Annotated in this window: 17 protein-coding genes and 1 riboswitch; of the genes, 14 read left to right on the top strand and 3 right to left on the bottom strand. The window is 45.7% G+C overall.

What is annotated here, in order from left to right; translation table 11 throughout:
- Nucleotides 1-220: 220 nt before the first annotated feature.
- The 4 genes from ACDZ28_RS02370 to ACDZ28_RS02355 are packed head-to-tail and all read left to right on the top strand — an operon-like array spanning nt 221 to nt 3,556.
- Nucleotides 221-1,063 (top strand): glycosyltransferase, encoded by an 843-nt coding sequence (locus ACDZ28_RS02370; protein ID WP_331281341.1) that lies wholly within the window; start codon nt 221-223, stop codon nt 1,061-1,063.
- Nucleotides 1,060-2,043 (top strand): glycosyltransferase, encoded by a 984-nt coding sequence (locus tag ACDZ28_RS02365; RefSeq protein WP_339287982.1) that lies wholly within the window; start codon nt 1,060-1,062, stop codon nt 2,041-2,043. Before ACDZ28_RS02370 ends, ACDZ28_RS02365 begins: the two co-directional genes overlap by 4 nt.
- Nucleotides 2,040-2,777: a glycosyltransferase family 2 protein gene (locus ACDZ28_RS02360; RefSeq protein WP_042130858.1), complete on the top strand. Its 738-nt coding sequence runs from the start codon at nt 2,040-2,042 to the stop codon at nt 2,775-2,777. The genes ACDZ28_RS02365 and ACDZ28_RS02360 overlap by 4 nt, the downstream gene beginning before the upstream one ends.
- A gap of 47 nt (nt 2,778-2,824) precedes the next feature.
- A complete protein-coding gene (locus tag ACDZ28_RS02355) occupies nt 2,825-3,556 on the top strand; it encodes a sugar phosphate nucleotidyltransferase (RefSeq protein ID WP_042130857.1) in 732 nt (243 codons plus the stop codon).
- A 50-nt stretch (nt 3,557-3,606) separates the two neighbouring features.
- Here the strand turns inward: ACDZ28_RS02355 and ACDZ28_RS02350 are convergent, their stop codons facing one another.
- Complete coding sequence (locus ACDZ28_RS02350) at nt 3,607-4,119, bottom strand: GNAT family N-acetyltransferase (RefSeq protein ID WP_375103942.1); 513 nt, start codon at nt 4,117-4,119, stop codon at nt 3,607-3,609.
- A gap of 231 nt (nt 4,120-4,350) precedes the next feature.
- On the opposite strand from ACDZ28_RS02350, the gene ACDZ28_RS02345 reads away from it, so the two are divergent.
- The 5 genes from ACDZ28_RS02345 to ACDZ28_RS02325 all read left to right on the top strand — a co-directional run bounded on the left by ACDZ28_RS02345 (nt 4,351) and on the right by ACDZ28_RS02325 (nt 6,480).
- A complete protein-coding gene (locus ACDZ28_RS02345; protein WP_081389864.1) occupies nt 4,351-4,644 on the top strand; it encodes a nucleoside-diphosphate sugar epimerase in 294 nt (97 codons plus the stop codon).
- Between the two features lie 21 nt (nt 4,645-4,665).
- Entirely contained in the window at nt 4,666-5,013 is a 348-nt protein-coding gene (locus ACDZ28_RS02340; RefSeq protein WP_313641147.1) for a restriction endonuclease subunit S, read from the top strand.
- Nucleotides 5,010-5,312 carry a hypothetical protein gene (locus tag ACDZ28_RS02335; protein WP_042130853.1) on the top strand — a complete coding sequence of 101 codons (303 nt, stop codon included), beginning with the start codon at nt 5,010-5,012 and terminating at the stop codon, nt 5,310-5,312. The genes ACDZ28_RS02340 and ACDZ28_RS02335 overlap by 4 nt, the downstream gene beginning before the upstream one ends.
- 4 nt (nt 5,313-5,316) lie before the next feature.
- Nucleotides 5,317-5,733, top strand: a complete 417-nt coding sequence (locus ACDZ28_RS02330) for a hypothetical protein (RefSeq protein ID WP_076119484.1) — start codon at nt 5,317-5,319, stop codon at nt 5,731-5,733.
- A gap of 204 nt (nt 5,734-5,937) precedes the next feature.
- Nucleotides 5,938-6,480 carry a GNAT family N-acetyltransferase gene (locus ACDZ28_RS02325; RefSeq protein ID WP_042130851.1) on the top strand — a complete coding sequence of 181 codons (543 nt, stop codon included), beginning with the start codon at nt 5,938-5,940 and terminating at the stop codon, nt 6,478-6,480.
- A gap of 152 nt (nt 6,481-6,632) precedes the next feature.
- On the opposite strand, the gene ACDZ28_RS02320 is transcribed toward ACDZ28_RS02325, so the two are convergent.
- Entirely contained in the window at nt 6,633-7,112 is a 480-nt protein-coding gene (locus ACDZ28_RS02320) for a DL-endopeptidase inhibitor IseA family protein (protein WP_375103941.1), read from the bottom strand.
- A gap of 257 nt (nt 7,113-7,369) precedes the next feature.
- Nucleotides 7,370-7,468, top strand: a riboswitch (purine riboswitch).
- A gap of 67 nt (nt 7,469-7,535) precedes the next feature.
- Between ACDZ28_RS02320 and ACDZ28_RS02315 the strand changes: the two genes are divergently transcribed.
- The 3 genes from ACDZ28_RS02315 to ACDZ28_RS02305 all read left to right on the top strand — a co-directional run bounded on the left by ACDZ28_RS02315 (nt 7,536) and on the right by ACDZ28_RS02305 (nt 12,386).
- Nucleotides 7,536-8,873 carry a 5'-deoxyadenosine deaminase gene (locus ACDZ28_RS02315; protein WP_375103940.1) on the top strand — a complete coding sequence of 446 codons (1,338 nt, stop codon included), beginning with the start codon at nt 7,536-7,538 and terminating at the stop codon, nt 8,871-8,873.
- A gap of 196 nt (nt 8,874-9,069) precedes the next feature.
- Entirely contained in the window at nt 9,070-10,962 is a 1,893-nt protein-coding gene (locus tag ACDZ28_RS02310) for an LTA synthase family protein (RefSeq protein ID WP_076119480.1), read from the top strand.
- Nucleotides 10,963-10,970: 8 nt separating this feature from the next.
- Nucleotides 10,971-12,386, top strand: coding sequence for a hypothetical protein (locus tag ACDZ28_RS02305; protein WP_375103939.1), 1,416 nt, complete (start codon nt 10,971-10,973; stop codon nt 12,384-12,386).
- A gap of 67 nt (nt 12,387-12,453) precedes the next feature.
- Here ACDZ28_RS02305 and ACDZ28_RS02300 read toward each other — a convergent pair whose 3' ends face one another.
- Complete coding sequence (locus ACDZ28_RS02300) at nt 12,454-13,209, bottom strand: AAA family ATPase (protein ID WP_375103938.1); 756 nt, start codon at nt 13,207-13,209, stop codon at nt 12,454-12,456.
- A 514-nt stretch (nt 13,210-13,723) separates the two neighbouring features.
- Between ACDZ28_RS02300 and ACDZ28_RS02295 the strand changes: the two genes are divergently transcribed.
- Both ACDZ28_RS02295 and ACDZ28_RS02290 read left to right on the top strand, forming a co-directional pair.
- The gene (locus ACDZ28_RS02295; protein ID WP_375105297.1) at nt 13,724-14,740 is read left to right on the top strand and encodes a DUF3880 domain-containing protein; all 1,017 of its coding nucleotides are present in this window, start codon (nt 13,724-13,726) and stop codon (nt 14,738-14,740) included.
- Between the two features lie 51 nt (nt 14,741-14,791).
- Complete coding sequence (locus ACDZ28_RS02290) at nt 14,792-15,907, top strand: glycosyltransferase (protein WP_042132451.1); 1,116 nt, start codon at nt 14,792-14,794, stop codon at nt 15,905-15,907.
- Nucleotides 15,908-16,037: the final 130 nt, after the last annotated feature.

Below are 16,037 nucleotides of genomic sequence, written 5' to 3'. Positions count from 1 at the left end.
TTAGCAATTCAAATAAGGGATAATGCAGCGTTTAGGGTTAGCGGTGTCCCATAGCATACTAGGTACAAGCAAATGTCTCAGCCAAAGTTTGGCGGTGAGTACATTTGTCCTGTTTTCCACTCGACAGGAGACAAAGGCCGTTACCCTGTTCGGCGCAGTACATAAACTGTGATGTAACCCTCAGCCTGACGAATAGGCTCTGTAAGGAAGGTGGATGAGCATGAAGCCCAAACGTACTTCTGCCCGCCGCACAGGACGGCGGGTCTCTCGGATCAAGCGGCGGACTTCACGCCCAGTGCGGCAAGTCGCTGCAGTCCCTATCGTTAACCATCCAAATCCCTATGTTTCCGTAATTATTCCGGCTATGAACGAAGCTAAAACCATTGCGGGAGTGATATCCGGAGCTAGAGGGGTCCATCCGCGCTGCGAGGTTATTGTAGTCGTCAACGGATCAGCCGATCAAACGGCAGAAATTGCTCTTTCGCTTGGTGCACATGTTATTTCCTATGAGTTGCCGCTTGGTCATGACGCTGGTCGCAGTGTGGGAGCAGAGGCAGCCAAGGGAGAGGTTCTCTTGTTTACAGATGGAGATTTAGTGATTCCTGCTACGGGGCTACGTCCTTTCGTCACCGCTATTAGCGGTGGGGCAGACATAGCGCTTAATGATTATTCCGGACCGGTACGAAAACTTTCACCACATCCGGTAGTACTGTCCAAACATGCACTCAATATTTTGCTTGGCCGTCCGGATCTAAAAGGATGTTCGATGACGGCAGTTCCGCACGCAATCAGCCGGAGAGCGCTTGAAATCTTAGGGAGTGAATCATTATCTCGTCCCCCTTTGGCACATGCTCAGGCAGTTCTGAGTGGTTTACGTGTGGTGGCTGCTCACAAAGTACATGTAGGGAAACTGAATGCAGTCAGACGTAAGGAAGATGGCACAGATCCTTTGCAGCAGTTGATTACAACAGATCATATGGAGGCTGTATCCCTCTTGCTTGAACACCGGGGAAACAGGGCAGGGTTTAGCGACGGAACCCGGCGCAGAGAGATGGTGAGATGATGGTTGCTCTGTTACAAGTATCTAGCAGCTCCACCGTTCGACGAGGAACAGCAACTCGTACGGTAAAGAAACGTTCAGCAGCTCGTCCGTCCAAAACGACACGGGCACCCCGTCAAAGGGCAGCGAATCGTTCTGTAAAAAGAGAAGCCGCTGCCGTTCGATCGCCTATTTTGTCTCGGCAATCAAAGGTAGGTCGTGAGGCAATGAAACTACCGAGCTTACGTGGGACCTTGTCGGTTATTATCTCCGCGCGTAACGAGGAGCAGACCTTGGGACGTCTGCTACAACAGGCATCCCGGTTGGAGCCTGCTGAAATAATCGTCGTGCTGAACGGTTGCAGCGATAGCAGCTTTCCCATTTCCAGACAACATCGTCAAGCTGTAATTGTACATTGTCCGGAGTCTGTCGGACATGACGTAGGGCGGGCTATTGGCGCGAAGCTGAGTCGAGGAGATATTCTGCTCTTTCTGGACGGAGACATGGTCATTCCTGCATCTCAGCTCGAATTATTCACAGCTGCGGTAGATGGAGGAATTGATGTGGCTCTTAATGATTTGGATCCACTGATGCCTTCTTTTGGATTATGCGACGATGTCACTCGCAGCAAGCTGTTTCTGAATTATGCTCTAGGACGGTACGATCTCGGAGTTAGCTCTATGACGGCTGTCCCGCACGCGCTTTCTCGGCGAGCGCTTGAGACCATAGGCTACCGTGAATTAATAGTTCCTCCTAAAGCCCAAGCTCTTTCTGTATTGAAAAAGCTAAGGGTGGAGAAAGTGGGAACAGTAAATGTGATTAAGCATAATCGGCTGCGTCAGGCGAACATAGGCGCTGGAAATGCAGTGGAGAAACTGATCATAGGGGATCACGCAGAGGCTCTCCTTGAGGTGCTTTCCCGTCGTGATGATGGGGGCCTACGAAATAATGAAACGCAGCGCGAATACCGCAGACAAGTAGCCGCTTGGAGGAACCGGATATGACGATGACCAGTATTATTATTCCGACCTACAACGCATTGCCTCTGCTGCGGTCCTGTGTGGAATCGATTCGTGCCTATACTCCGCTGCCTTACGAGATCATCGTTGTAGACAATGCTTCAACGGATGGAACGGATGCCTATTGCCGCGCGAATCGTATAACGTTTATTTCTTTGCCTGAGAATCGAGGTTTTCCATCCGCATGCAATATGGGCTTATTGTTAGCATCGGGTGATGAATTATTGCTGCTGAACAATGATGTGGTGGTTTCCCACGGATGGTTAACCAATCTGAAGAGATCATTATATAGTGCTCCTGAAGTAGGTATTGTTGGACCTGTGACTAACTATGCGAGTGGACGTCAACAGGTGAAGACTGATTATGACAGTCTGTTGGATTTTCATAAGGCTGCAGAGAGAACTAACCGTTCCAATCCTCAAAAATGGCTGGAGACTAAACGGTTGGTAGGATTATGTTTTTTATTCAAAAGAGAGTTACTTACTTCCGTAGGTCTGCTGGATGAGAGATACTCACCTGGACATTACGAGGACGATGACTATTGCTATCGCGCCAGGCTAAAGGGATACCGATTGCTCATTGCAGGGGATTGCCTTATACACCATGAAGGAAGTGCGAGCTTTAAGCAGGTATACCACACCGGGCTGCAGGAGCTGGTGGAACGAAATCGTAAGCTTTTTATGAACAAATGGAATGTGGATCCAATACTTTTCATATAAAGTGCAGATCCGAAGGCAAAGGACTTAGATAAAGAGGAGGAAAGTAAGTGAAAGGAGTCATACTGGCGGGCGGAACAGGATCCAGACTTCAACCGCTGACCCGGCTTATGAACAAACATTTGCTTCCGGTCGGCAAATATCCTATGGTGTGTTACGGCATAGATCGGCTTCGCCGAGGAGGAATTACCGACATTCTTCTGGTCATCAGCAAGCAGTCTGCTGGTCTGTATACGGATTTTTTAGGCAGCGGTGCAGCCTTTGGTGTATCTCTGACCTACAAAATTCAGGAGGCTGCTGGAGGCATTGCAGAGGCTCTTGATTTAGCAGAAGGATTCATTTTCCCTGGAGAACGGTTTGTCGTATTGCTTGGGGATAATCTATTTATGGATGATCTGACGCCTTATGTGGAGAGCTATCTTCGACAGCCTGAAGGAACAGCGAAGGTATTGTTGAAGCCGGTGGATGACGCTCGTAGATACGGTGTTCCCGTATTCGACAGTCAAGATTCTGCTTGGATTGCATATATCGAAGAGAAGCCGGAGCATCCAAAGACTAAATTTTGTGTAACAGGTATTTATATGTACGATGAAGCTGTGTTTGATATCATTCGCCAAGTATCCCCTTCCAAGAGAGGGGAACTGGAGATTACCGATGTAAATAATATATATGCTGCCAACCGCAGGCTTAGCTATGATGTCCTCAAGGAGTGGTGGAGTGATGCGGGCACGTTCCAGTCTCTGCGGGAGGCGGGAGAGAAGCTAAAGGATGCACTGCCATAAGTGGCAGTGCTTTTTTTGTAATATTGGAAAGTAGGAAGGGAGTCGGGAGCTCATGAAAGTTCTTTTGCGATTCTCCACCAGATCAAATCCTCAGTCTCTAGGTACCTTTCTGAACCTAAGCGCTCCAATACTTTATAAGAGGCAATATTATCTTTTTCAGTATCAGCGATTACATAGATGGCTTGGGGATGGCTGAGAATCCACGTATTGATCGTCCGCAATGCCTCAGTAGCGTATCCTTTTCTTCTATATTTCTCATCAATCACGTAACCTATAGTAACCTCGCCTTTTTCATTCGGATACCCTTTAAGAATAATGAACCCGATAATGCATTGATCTTTCTGATGAATGATTGCCCAATTGGTCAACCATAGGTAATGCTCTGGTTCCTGCCGCACTTTTTTGAGCCGTATCTTCATTGCATATTGCATGTCATCGTCAAGCTCGGCACTAATGGCGTTTAAACCCAAATGTTGCTGAAGTTCCGCGTAGTTATCTGTGGCTAGTGAAAGCTCTGCAGCATTTAAAGGCGCCAAATCGATCCGTTGGCTTCCAAGCTTCATAGTTCCCCCTCCAATCTTTGTGAATGATAGAATGCGCATTTCACATTTTAATCCATTTATAAGCAGGCAGCAATTATTAACATTTTCTATTCAAATATAAGAAAGTTTAAGTTTCACACCATACTTTATGCCTTATAATTCCCGCTGAAATGCTTGGCGGCCTCTTATATCCCCGGCACCGTCCCGGCTTCTGCCGCATATGCTGTAGCAGGGCGTTTGAGCAAAGGAGACATGAAGGTGCAGAATAAAATAACTAAAGTCCTGCAGCACATGGCCCATACGCACGAACAGATGGCGCGGATTCTAGACGCAGAGCGCCACGTGGCTGTCCGTATGTCGCAAATTGTCCACGATCTGCCAGATGCAGATCCCGATTTTGACGGTATCAGCGGGATGATCGAAAGCTCAACTCAGGTAAACAAGAATATTATTGCTTACTTGAACGCACTTGCAGATCTGGAAGAAGCGATGGCTGAAGGGGTAGGCAGAGTAATTAAGGAACTGAACGGTCAAGACGAAGAGTAACGCTATAGGAGCAGGAGGCGGATGATGAGCAGAGAACAAGCATATCTGCAAATGCTGGAGTCGACCGCCACTATCCAGTGGAACATTGCAATGATTCTGGAAGCTAAGGCGGTTGAAGCTGAAAAGGTAAAGCAGTGGGCACAGCATCATATCCATGCTAGAGCTTTCGAATCCCACGGTGAGCAGCTAAAGGAATCCCTCTCTATTCACGAAGTCATCGTGGAGATGGTTGAAGGGCTGACCAAACTGGAGAATGGACTCTACAGCAATTTAAAAGCAGTGTTGGGCAGTGGTGAAGATGATGGCGGCGGAGAAGGTTTTGGTGACATGTCAGGTGATGGGTTTAGTTTTGGGGAAGACAGCAAATGAGCGGGGACCGTCTCTCTGAACATGCCGTCAAGCTGGAGATGATCCGCTCCATTTCGCGCAGTCAGGCTGCATTGGCGGCCATCTTGGAGAGCATCGCCGAATTGACGGGGCAATCTGAGCTGACGGCCCGTAAATTGAGCGACAATATTAGAATCCTAAGTGGGTATCAGAGCGCGATGTGCCGGATGATGTCCGGGATTTCACTGCATCAACCGAAACGGGGAATTCCTGCTGCGCCCTGGCTGAGCAAGGCATACGCCGTAGGAACCTCCAGAGATCATGGAGCACAGGAGGAATAGAAGCATGAAGAAAAAAAGCCTTAGAACATTACGTTCGGGCAGAACCCGCAGACGTACATTGCTGCTCTCGCGTAAAACGAAAGTTCGTAGAGGTCTAGCCCGCAAACCTCGCAGAGGGCATGCTCGGAAAATCGTTCGTTACGGTAAGACGAAGAAAGGCCTTTTGGTACGTAAGAAAAGAAGGCTCCGCCGAAAGCTTGTTCGAAAGGTAAGAGTTATTCACGCACCGGTACATGTAGTGCCGGCTGTCGAGGCTCCACCTGCTCCACAGGTTATTCCGCTCCCCCCGGACCTGGGCGTTTCGCCGGAAACGCCACCGGCAGACGCCTATCAGCAGGGCTACACCGAAGCATACAACGTGGGGTTCGACGCCGGTTTCGCCAAGGGCTTCGAGGACGGGCATAAACTGGAGTTTAATTAAGCAGCAGGTGAATTAAGAGGAAGGGACCCGGAGATCTAATCTATGACGCGTTATACTGATCTTTCGTGTCCCTCAACTTAGAGGGACTGCTTCCTCTCTGGAATCATCCTACTATCGGAATTTGTCTCCGAATATGATAGACTTCTAAAACGAGAATCTATTTAAACGGTTTTCAGATGTCGATAAGAAAGAGGGGATAGCAGGATGCAAGTAGGAAATGGGATCAGAAAAGCTAGACAGGAAGAGATAGAAGAGATTATGGAATTGATCTCAAAATGTGTACAAGTTATGCAGGCCGCTGGAAGCGACCAGTGGGATGAGCGCTATCCGAATAGAGAGATTATCGAACTGGATATCGCGCAGGGTACCTTATATGTATGTGAAGAGGATCAGGCTATCGCAGGTATTCTTGTATTGGATGAGAATGCTTCTGAGGAATATAAGAAGATCGAGTGGAAGCAAAATCAAGGGCCACATCTGATTATGCATCGTTTAGCAGTCCATCCACAGATTCAGGGTAAAGGGATTGCGACTAGGTTAATTGCTTTTGCAGAGGATTACGCAGCACGTAATGGTTACACAAGTATTCGGTTAGATACTTATGCCAAGAATACTAGAGCACTTGAAATTTATCCTCGCCTTGGTTATGACCATAGAGGTGAAGTGGATTTTCCAAACCGCACGGCGAACTTTCCAGTATTCGAGAAGGTGCTGAAACCGGAACAGCGTCCGGATTCTTCAACATAAACAAGCTGGTTGTGTACTAGAACGATGACTGCGTCTAGGATAGCTGGCGGTAAATAGATGCACAAAGAAAATGCTCCTATGGAGATGGTTGGGTGATCCCTCCATTTCTACATAGGAGCGTTTTTGTGTTTATAAGATTATGGAGATTTTCATTAACGGCAGGTCTGGTATCGTGGGTCAGTATTTTTTTGATCTCGGTTAAGGATGAGCAGTCTATTTCCTGATACGCCGATTAGATAACGAACGTTAACGATATCTTCATCGCTCATATCATCTATCGACAGAACTGCTGTAAGGCGTATTCTTGTTGATGTGCGACCCGTAACGGTGAGTCTTCTTGGGATAAAAGCAATGGTTCCTGTATCTCCCGATATTACGTAGAGTCTGTTGTTTCTAGAAACGGTTTGTAAATTACAGAACATGGTGTTGCTCATTGTAATACCCCAGTATTTTCTAAAATATGAAATGACCTTCGCTCTGGTGCTGAATCTAACCGGCAGACGATAATAATCAGCACCGTCAACGCGGATCACTCTACGGGAATCGGCAGAATCGTAGACCTCGAACCATGCTTTTTCAGCAGCGGTAATGAATGCTTGCAACTCACTTGGGGTTTGAGAAATTGTTGGCATTTGATCTCCTCCTCGCTATTACTTTATTAAAAGCGCGGCTATCGGTTCGGGTAATAGGACGAGTATAAAAAGCGGAATTAATGAGTTATTAGAATAATAGTGCGGAAAACCAAAGTTTGAGTTAGGTTTTATAACATAAACAAGGGGTGAATTATTTATATTTACGTAAAAACATCTAAATTTAAGTTTTGTGTTATTTTAAATAACTTGTGTTGACACTAAACCTGTCTTTGTTTTATGATTGTTTTATTCAAATTTGGAATAGAATAGTTTCTTTTCGTATATCCTTAATAATTGGTTTAAGGGTCTCTACCGGGAACCGTAAATTTCTGGCTACGAAAATATGCTAAGGCATATTTTTGTGGCCTTTTTCTGTTACATCGTGGAGCGGCAAACGAATGAATAATGAGGGGGAGAAGCACAATGGGGAACATCCTAATTAAAAATGCTGAAATCATTACCATGAATAAGCAGGAGGATATGCTTGTCGGGGATGTTCGAATTAAGGACGATATCATCGTAGAGATCGGCACTGACCTGATCCCGAAGGGAGAGGAAAAGGTAATCAATGCCACAAACCGGACCTTAATCCCCGGTTTTGTTCAGACACATATTCATTTATGCCAGACGTTATTCCGTGGGAAGGGAGATGATCTGGAGCTTATGGATTGGCTGCGTAAACGGATTTGGCCGTTAGAAGCTGCGCATGATGAAGAATCCCTTTATTATTCGGCGATGCTTGGTATTGGGGAACTGATCTCCAGCGGAACCACTACGATTGTTGATATGGAGACTGTCCATCATACGGACTATGCTTTTCAGGCTATTGCTAAAAGTGGAATTCGGGCATTGTCCGGCAAGGTGATGATGGATCAAAAAGGAGGAGATGTGCCTGAAGCACTGCAAGAAGACACTGCTTCTTCTTTGCAGGAAAGTGTGGATTTGCTTGAAAAATGGAATGGCTATGGCAATGGCCGAATTCAATATGCGTTCTCTCCGCGTTTTGTAATATCCTGCACCGAGCCCTTATTAACCGAGGTACGAGTTCTCTCCGCAAGGTATGATGTGAAGGTCCATACCCATGCTTCTGAGAACTTAGGGGAAATTGAGATTGTGCAGGCGATGACCGGAATGCGTAACATCGTCTACCTGGACCATCTAGGATTAGCTAATGAGCGCTTAATACTGGCGCACTGTGTTTGGCTGGATGCTGAGGAGCGGCGCATATTGCGAGATCGCGGAGTCCATGTAAGTCATTGCCCCGGTTCAAATCTGAAACTAGCCTCTGGAATTGCAGATACACCGGGGATGCTCCATGATCATGTGTCACTAAGTCTAGGTGCTGACGGTGCACCGTGCAATAATAATCTAGATATGTTTAATGAAATGCGCCTTGCGGCAATTATTCAGAAGCCTCAACATGGACCTACGACGATGGATGCGAGAAGTGTATTTCGTATGGCAACTATAGGCGGGGCAAAAGCGGTAGGAATGGAAGAGAAGATCGGTAGTATTGAGGTAGGTAAAAAGGCAGACCTAGTGCTTTTGAATCTCTTCAATTTCCACACCTTCCCCTCCTACGACGTTGATCCTATCTCTAGAATTGTATATTCCGCTACCCGGGCGGATGTGGAAACTACGATTATCGATGGGGAGATCGTGATGGAAAGAGGTCTGTTGAAGACTGTAGATAAAGAAATTGTTCTGAATGAAGCGAACCGTTCTATTAAAAGATTGCTTAAGCATACTTCAATCGTCTAAAGATTGATCAACTCAGAGTTAACAGGGATGTTCCAAAGCCGAAGGGCGGTGGGGCATCTCTTTTTTTAGTGGTAAATAATTCTACCATTTTGATAAAAAAAGTAAGTATTGTTATACTAGAACAGCCTGATATTTTACAAAATAATAGAATATATTTAATATTTCGAACAAATGAACATGTAAGAGGGGATTATTCGTGAAAAAGCAAGGGCAGGATCGTGCCCATTTCTTTATCGTTGTTATATTGTTATGGTTAAAGCTGTTGTTTTTGAGAGTGTTGTTCTTTGATAGAATTGCTTGGGAATGGATTGCAGCGGATGTAGCGCCAGTCCTTTTTATCATGGGGATTTTAACAGTGCTTACGCCATCTAGGGTGAGAACAACCGTCTATTGGATATTTAATGGTTTTTTATCGCTGTTGCTGTTCGCAGCTAGTGTGTATTTTAATCACTTTGGTTCTGTTCCAACCTATCTAGCCTTATCCGAAATTAATCAGGTATTTCAAGTGAAGGCAAGCGTAGAATCTACTATAAAGAGTATTGATTACTTATTCTTCGCGGATTTTGTTATCTTCGCCATCTACGGCTTGATTCGCAGATGGAGACAAGGAAAAGCCTACCCGCGTGAACGCTATAGTTACCGGAAGACAGGATTAGTACAGGTGCTGGTGATTCTGGTATCCATTATTGGAGGTTTTTCTTTATCGGCATATTCTGTTCACTCTGCTCGGGGGATTACGAATGAGCTTGTACAGGCAGAAACTGCCGGATTTATAAATTATGAGGTCGTTGCAGCGATTAAGATTAAAGAAGATAACAATCTTATTGGAACGGGAGATATTAAGGATACGATCGCGAAGGTTGATGCGCTGCAATCTTCCTATCCATATAGTGACAAGCCAGCGGGTACGACTCCTGATTATTTTGGCTCACAAAAGGGTAAAAATGTAATTGTGCTACAATTAGAAGCTTTTCAAAATTTCCCATTGCATCAATCCCTGGATGGGCAAGAATTGACGCCAGTCATGAATAAGTTAGCAGATGAGGGCTTTTATTTCCCTCATGTCTATCAGCAGATTGGTCCAGGGAATACATCTGATGCGGAATTCATGAGCAATACGTCAATTTATCCGATTGGTACGTTGGCCATGTCTACCGGATTCGGGGACAGAGAATTGCCAAGCTTACCACGTCTGCTAAGGGATAAAGGATATGAGGCGTACACCTTTCATGTGAATAAAGTAGGCTTTTGGAATCGGAATGAGCTTTACCCGGCGCTTGGTTTTAACGGCTATTATGATAAAGATTATTTTACGAATGATCATTTTAATGCGTTCGGTGCTTCCGATGAACAGCTGTATATTACGGGTGTCGAGAAATTGGCAGAGCTAAAGAAGAAAGGTACTCCTTTTTACGCGCAGATGGTGACAGCATCGAGTCATCATCCTTTCAAAATCCCTGATTCCTTTAAGAAAATCACTGTGCCTGATAATTTGAAGGATACGATGCTTGGTGATTATTTGACTGCTATAAACTATACTGATTATGCCATAGGTACTTTAATAGAAGGTTTGAAAGAAAATGGATTGTGGGATAACACTGTTCTGGTTATGTATGGTGATCACTTTGGCCTTCAGCCTCAGGATGTTCCGCCGGAGCAAGTGGAAAGCGCACTTGGTGTTCCATATGATTCCCGGATCAGCCGCTTTAATATTCCACTCATTGTGCGTGTGCCGGGAATGGAGCAAGGGAAGGTAGTAGAGCGTACGGGAGGACAACTAGATATCCTTCCTACGATAGCTAATTTAATGGGCGTTTCACTACAACAAGAAGGATTTACAGCATTTGGTCATGACCTGCTCAACATTGATCGTAATGTGTTAGGCATGAGGTATTATTTGCCTTCCGGCTCCTTCTTTAATGATGACATTCTCTATGTCCCTGGAAAAGGATTTGCAGATGGTGAAGCTGTGTCGCTGGATACGCTCAAGCCGGTAACGGATTTCTCGAAATATCAGAGCGATTATGAGTATGTATTGAAGCTAATGAATTTGTCCGACGAATATGTGAAGCTGTTACCACAGAGATAGGGGGAATCATGAAAAAGTTCTGGAAACCGGAGTATCTCGTAAGCCTTACCGGCTGCGGTCTCATTATTTATCTGCTATTCGTAGGACCTTTTATTGGGGTTGCCGATAATGGAGATTTCCTGCGTATGATGAATACCATCGGTCTGAACTACTATGATACTGCAGCATCGTATACCGACCAGTTTTTTAATTTTAGCCATTCTCGTTTTGCGTATGAGAATTTGTTTAGGGGCTTCTATCCTTCTTCACAGATTTTGGTTGTGCTTGTACCGAGGTTGATCGGCGGTCTCATCCATGGCAGCTTTTTTGATGTTAGATTGCTCGGTGCAGTTTACGGTCTTCTTTTACTGGTGGCGACCTGGCTGCTGGTGAAGTACAATGCTCGCGGCTCTTATGTTACGGGGCTGCTGCTAGGTGCAGCTATTTTGTTTGTATTTTACGATATTGGGTATTTGGCATACTTCAACTCCTTGTTTGGAGAACCGGTATCGATGGTGTTTATGCTGCTGACCTTTGCGCTGGGGTTAAGATTAACTAGCCAAGAAAAGCCTACGACAAAGGGGTTAACCTTATTTTTTATTGCGATACTGTTTCTGGTCACCTCCAAAATTCAGAATGCGCCGATTGGGATTGCCTTTGCATTGATCTTCCTGCGGTTTATGACGCTTGATGGTGAACGAAAATGGAGAAAGCTGGCCTTACGCTTTTCGATTGCGATATTTCTGGTATCCATCGTTATGTACGTGACGGCGCCAAAAGAGCTGAAGCATATTAACCTGTATCAGACTGTGTTTTTTGGGATATTAAACGAATCACCGGATGTGAAGGGAGATTTGCAGGATCTCGGATTGCCGGAGCGGTTGGAGGTACTTGCGGGCACGAATTATTTTCAGACCGATACAGTGATCAAACAGGATGATCCTTCGCTGGTACCGGATTTCTACGACCGGGTATCCCATAAGGATGTATTGTTCTTCTACTTAAAACATCCAGGACGGTTAATAGATAATATGGAATATGCTGCGAGTAACAGTATGGCGATTCGCCCTTATTATTTAGGGAACTATGAGAAGAGTGAAAATAAGCCAGCAGGCGCATTATCGTATACTTATAGCGGATGGAGCGAATTCAAGAACAAGCATATTCCGCATACGCTTGGATTCCTCTCCCTATTTTATCTGCTGTATTTTGCCGGGGCATTGTTCCAATACTTCCGCAGTAGGGATGTTCGTGGTAGAGTTGCCGGTGAACTGCTGATGTTATTAGGGCTGATAGGGATTTTCTCCTTCTTGGTTCCGATTCTTGGGGACGGAAGGGCTGATATCGGTAAGCATTTATTCCTGTTTAATGTGTGCTTCGATATGATGGTTGTAGTCATGTTCGGATGGGTTGTACACAAGCTCGTAGGGATTGTAAGACGTTAAGTTAAGGAACAAATCAAACAGCAAGTTTCCGATTATGGAGACTTGCTGTTTTTATTTGTTTATCTATTCATTCATCCTCTAAAAGCTCACGCAGCATGCCCTGACGGTCATTCATAAATGCTTTGGTCACGGTATAGTGCTCCGTCTCCTCCAAGGCGACAGAACGGATGCCCTCACCCTCTAGAAGAAAAATTTCAGCTTCCGGATAGGACATCAGAATAGGTGAATGGGTTGCGATAATAAACTGTGAGTCCTGCTGAACAAGCTCATGCATACGCACCAGCAGAGACATTTGCCGCAGCGGAGATAGAGCCGCTTCAGGTTCATCAAGGATATAAAGTCCACGGCCAGCGAAACGATGAACGAACGCTGCGAAAAAAGACTCTCCATGTGATTGCTCGTGCAGGGATTTCCCTCCGTAGGAGTTCTTGATCGGTGGGGTGAAGCCAGGCTGTTCATCTAATTCATCAATGTAGGAAGCCACATTATAATAGCTCTCCGCGCGTAGAAAAAAGCCGTCCTTCGGACGTCTAACCCCTCTAGCAATTCTAAAATACTCATAGAGACTCGAATGCGAGGAACGAGTGTTAAAAGAGAAGTTAAGTGTTCCACCTTCAGGGTTAAAGCCCCACGCAGCAGCAATTCCCTCTAACAAGGTAGATTTCCCTGTGCCGTTCTCCCCGACAAGAAAGGTTACTGGCTTTTGAAAAATAAGCCGATCCAGTGTTCTTACGGCTGGCAGATAAAATGGATAGGTTTGGAATGATGGAACCTGATCACGCAGCAGTTCTGCATGACGCAAGTAAAGCGTGGTGTTATTCATAGTGCCCCCCTGTGAATGCCAGAAAATAATCTATTCCGGACAGATATGACGAGATTAGAGCTTCGAGCTAGACCATTATAGTGCGTGTTCAAAAAGTACGGTTTTCAGCACCGAGAAGATTGAAAGAAGGAAGAAACTGAGGAGCGGAGCGTAGTGGAAGCTACGTGAGCACCGGAAGTTTCGCCTGAATTCAATATTCGATGTCGAGTAATCTTCTTGGGGTACTTCGTGATCAAAAGCGGACTTTTTGAACTACCTCTTATAGTATACCAGCATCCTGTGAGTGGATGAAATCATCTAAGGTTCGGGCAAGCCGGGCAAAAGACAGGGGACATCTGCCAATTTAGTTCTAGTAAAGACAGATGTCCATGAGGCGAGTGCTGACTCCGCATATAGTTATACTGTCTTGAGAATACGACGGGGCAGGGTGAAGGCCGTGAAAGCGAGAAAAAGAAAAAAACACAAGCGTCCGCGAGAATATCGCGACGGTTATCACGAAGGATATCGTCTTGGCATGTGTGAAGCTGTGCAGCGTCTGAATACTCCAGGGGTCGAAGCCTGCCGACCATTTAAGTTAATGTATGTTCCTCAAGGATTTCAGGCGATCGACACTGGCGTAACGGAGGCACTGCAGCAGCTTGTAAGTGAGCTTGTAATAAGCACTCCTGAAACGATGCTGGAAACCGCGGCACGGGAAATGCCTGGAGCAGTATTAGTAATGAATGGGCTTCACGTATTCCCGGAAAATCATTTAGAGCAGATTTCAGAGATAAGAAAGCTAGGCATCCCCACCGCCATCTGGTTTGTGGATGATCCTTATTTTACAGAGGACACTTCAGTCATTTGTAGGCACTATGATCACGTATTTACACATGAGCTGGGTTGTGTGGAGTTTTATCAATCCCTTGGAGTGTCATCGGTTCATTATTTGCCACTATGTGTCAATCCAAAGATGTTCTACCCACGCCGTACCGGCCCGCAATATCAGTATGACATTGTATTTATTGGTAATGCATTTCGTAACCGGACAGAGCTGTTCGATGAACTGGCACCTTATCTAAAGGGGAAGAAGGTGCTTATCGCCGGGGGATTTTGGGAACGCCTCGCCACCTATGATCAGCTTACGCCTTTTATTAGCAACGGCTTTATTCCGCCTGAGGAAACAGCGAACTACTACAGTGGTGCGAAAATAGTCATTAATATTCACCGCCCGTGGGAAGAAGGACAGGATAACCGGAATAGCTACCGCCTTCCTTCACGTTCCATTAATCCGCGGACCTATGAGATCAGCGCCTGCGGTACTATGCAGCTTACGGATGTACGTGAGGACCTGGGCAATTATTATCGGCCTGGTTATGATCTGGATACTTTTGGATCCGCAAAGGAATTGCAGCAGAAGATTGAGTACTATCTGAAGCATGAAAAAGAGCGTCGAATCTACGCCTTACGGGGATTACGGACTACAATGCGCAACCATACATTCACTGCGCGTTTGCCTCATCTGTTGAATGTGATTGCTTCACGTGTATGAAATCTATAACGGGATAAAGGAGCGAGGATTATGAATAATAATGAATTTATTATGCCTACACCACCATTACCTCTGACACCTCCAGAGGAAGAAAAGCTGCGTGGTCGCCTGAGTGGTTTCAAAGGCGGTTATGATGAGGGCTATTTACGGGGGCGTCTTGCGATTCTGAATGGTCGTCCTGAAGAAGTATTTCCTGTACGGAATATTCATGTCATGTATGTCGCTTCTGGCAAAGGATACCCTTACTCCCCTTTAGATGATGCGGTTCTTTGCGCTCTGCAAAAATTAACAGCTCAAGTTACGATAACGGACGTGCGTCAAAATCTAGTAGAGTTGGCTGCAGCGCAAAGACCGGATCTTGTACTGGTATTGGACGGTATGGATTTGCCGCTTGAGCAGATCGATGCGATTCGCACTAGTGGCGTCCGGACAGCGATTTGGCTTACAGATGATCCTTATTACACTGACTTTACGATCAAGATTGTAGCACACTACGATTTTGTATTCACACTTGAACGTAATTGTATTGATTTCTACCGGGGACTCGGTTGCCCTGAGGTCCATTATCTCCCCTTTGCTGCTCATCTAGAGCATTACCGTCCTACTACAACACGTTCGTCATTGAATCGGGAAGTTAGCTTTATTGGCTCCGCCTATTGGAACCGGGTCAACTTCTTCCGTGAGATTCTTCCTGACCTGATGAACTATAACACGGTGATTAACGGAATCTGGTGGGATCGTCTGCCTGAGGCCCCGCTGTACGGTGACCGTATTGAAATTGGTAAGTGGATGTCGCCACAAGAAACAGCGGTAGCTTACAGTGGCTCTAAAATCGTCATTAACCTCCACCGCTCGCACATTGATGAAGTAGTTAACAACAATACGCTCTCGATTCCAGCTGTTTCTCCTAATCCGCGTACCTTTGAAATTGCAGCAACAGGCACATTGCAATTAGTGGATGCCAGAGATGATATGGGATCTTTCTACAAACCGGGTGAAGAAATTGAGACCTTTGCAAGCCCTCAGGAAATGATGGATAAAATCCGTTATTACCTAACCCATGAGGAGGAACGCCGGGCGATCGCACTGCGCGCTTTTGAACGGACGCTTAAGGATCACACCTACGCAAAACGTATTTACCAGATGTTAGCGGTAATTTACGGCTAGGCTTGTTTCTGAACTGGATATGGAAATGTGCGTTTAGCAGGGGACAGGTGTCGTGCCGGCATCTGTTTTTCCTCGATATACTGTAGAACCGGCCTCAGCGTATGCCTGTAACCTATGATAAGAAATTGCA

The organism is Paenibacillus sp. RS8, assembly GCF_041956825.1.
Classification (GTDB): domain Bacteria; phylum Bacillota; class Bacilli; order Paenibacillales; family Paenibacillaceae; genus Paenibacillus_AQ.
This window is presented reverse-complemented; position numbering and strand designations above follow the sequence as displayed.